Raw genomic sequence first — 2,156 nt, forward strand, 5'->3', positions numbered from 1 at the left:
GCAGACTGCGGGAACATTCAACCGTCCCGCGAGAAGCCTGCGGCAACTTTTTTCAGCATCCTTGTCAGCGCAGAAACACGAGCCAGAGATAGACCGCGCTGAGTGCCACCGACCCGGCCATGACGGGAAATCCGAACTTAAAGAACTGCCAAAAGGTCATCCGATAGCCGGCTTTACGCGCGATATCGACGATCACGACGTTGGCGCTCGCGCCGATGATCGTGCCGTTCCCGCCTAAGCACGCGCCCAAGGCCAATGCCCACCAGAGCGGAATGATGTCCGGTTGATGGACCAAGGCGACATAGTCGGTCATCTCCGGATGGAGCGACCGGGCAAGATCGACGATCAGAGGATTCATCGCTGCGACATAGGGAATATTATCCACCACTGCAGACAGGATCGCCGATCCCCACAACACGGCCATTGTGGACCCGGTAAGATTGCCCCTGGTCACCGTCACGAGTTGATCGGCCAGATACCGGATCACGCCGACTTTGACCAATCCTCCCACCAGAACAAATAATCCGATGAAAAAGAAGATGGTCTTCCACTCCACTTCAGCCAAGTACGTCAATTCCTCGGCATCTTCCGGCTTACGTCTCGCATGCCCGATTACCATGAACAGACTCGCCCCCAGCAGCGCAATCGTGGCCGGCTCAAGATGGATAAGCGAGTGGAGACAGAATCCCACATTGACCGCAGCCAAGAGAAATAGACACCGACGCAAGAATGCCTCGTCCGGCACCGCCTCTCGCGAACTCAAGGAGAGGACAGCCTCCCGCAGATGTGGCGCCACCGTCATTGTTCGTCCAAAGATCAGCCATAGAACCGTCAAAAACACCACCATGATGATGACGATAATCGGCCCCAGAACGATCAAAAAGTCGAGATAGCTGAGCTCCGCTTTGCTGGCAATCATGATATTGGGAGGATCCCCGACGAGCGTGGCGGTGCCTCCGATATTGGAAGCCAGCGCCTCCGTTATCAGAAATGTGACAGGGTTCAGCTCTAATCGCTTGGTGATCGCGAGGGTGACCGGGGCCATGAGTAGAACGGTGGTGACGTTATCGAGCATGGCGGACAATACCGCGGTTAAAATAGCTAACAGCACGAGTAATCGGAAGGGTCTTGCATCGGCTCGCTGCGCCGCCCAAATGGCCAAGACCTCAAAGAGACCGGTCTCCCGCACAATGTTGATGATCACCATCATGCCGATCAGCAAGAAAACGACGTTGTAGTCCACCCCGAATTCATGAGAATAAAATGCCTCCTCTTGCGACACCACGCCGAAGCTGATCATCAGCGCCGCTCCGAACATGGCCACAATCGTCTTGTGGAGCCGCTCGGTCATGATGAGCACATAGCACACGCCGAAAATCAAAAGAGCCACGGTCAGAGACGACATGTATGTCCTCAGAATCACCTAGAGGCGATTATCTTATAAAGCCACCGCATTATCCGGGGCAGCTCGCGACAATGCAATCAGAGTCGTCTTTCTGAATGGCCAGAGGTGGACTTTGATTGGGATGGATCAGTGGATCGATTTCAGCGACGCCGACAACTCCGTCATGGCGTACCTTCGAAAGGCAAACAGCACGCAAGCGACCATCGTCTGCCTGTGCAACTGCACGTCGGTCCCTCGTCGCCACTATCGCATCGAAGTTCCGGGACCCGGCTGGTATTAGAACTGATCATACCGACGGCATCGCCTCTGGCGGCAGCAACATTGGGAATGGCGGCAGTGTTCATGCCGCTGCGCTACAAGTCGCGGTCTGTCCTACTCATTGGCACTCACTCTCTCTCCCTGGCTGTCATTTGCTTGAAACGACAGCCGACCGGCGGATCATAGTACCCGTTCGAGACAGGGACTATCCCGGTTTCACATGAAACAGATTGTCCTCTGATAACTCTGAAAGTGGAGTAGAGCGCGGAGAGAGTGTTACCAATAGCGGAAAGGGCCGGAATCCAAATGCACGTAACTCGAACGTTTGTAGAAGCCGACTCCTCCGTATTGTAGTTCGAGCGCCGCTTGGCGAAGCTTTTTCGGAGGGACACCGGGAATCAAAAGATCGATCGCCTGCCCTTGCATATGTAAACTGTTCCTGGCGACACGTCGGTCTGTCCGAACCAACATGGCATTGTACTCGGGAGACCGG

3 protein-coding genes are annotated in these 2,156 nt (G+C 55.0%); 1 reads left to right on the forward strand and 2 read right to left on the reverse strand.

All coding sequences use genetic code 11. From position 1 onward, the window contains the following. Positions 1-64 precede the first annotated feature (64 nt). Positions 65-1,405, reverse strand: coding sequence for an ArsB/NhaD family transporter (locus tag ACOSYY_RS06640; protein ID WP_421661481.1), 1,341 nt, complete (start codon positions 1,403-1,405; stop codon positions 65-67). A 121-nt stretch (positions 1,406-1,526) separates the two neighbouring features. On the opposite strand from ACOSYY_RS06640, the gene ACOSYY_RS06645 reads away from it, so the two are divergent. After that, on the forward strand, positions 1,527-1,685 hold the full coding sequence (locus tag ACOSYY_RS06645; protein ID WP_421661482.1) for an alpha amylase C-terminal domain-containing protein: 159 nt from the start codon (positions 1,527-1,529) through the stop codon (positions 1,683-1,685). Between the two features lie 254 nt (positions 1,686-1,939). On the opposite strand, the gene ACOSYY_RS06650 is transcribed toward ACOSYY_RS06645, so the two are convergent. Continuing rightward, the coding region (locus tag ACOSYY_RS06650; protein ID WP_421661483.1) for a YcbK family protein at positions 1,940-2,156 on the reverse strand (217 nt) is incomplete at its 5' end.

The organism is Nitrospira sp. BLG_2 (assembly GCF_049222245.1).

Bases quoted from the DNA above. Each gene is read 5' to 3' on its own strand.
- ACOSYY_RS06640 (WP_421661481.1), bottom strand. From the start codon at position 1,405: ATGTCGTCTCTGACCGTGGCTCTTTTGATTTTCGGCGTGTGCTATGTG.
- ACOSYY_RS06645 (WP_421661482.1), top strand. From the start codon at position 1,527: ATGGATCAGTGGATCGATTTCAGCGACGCCGACAACTCCGTCATGGCG.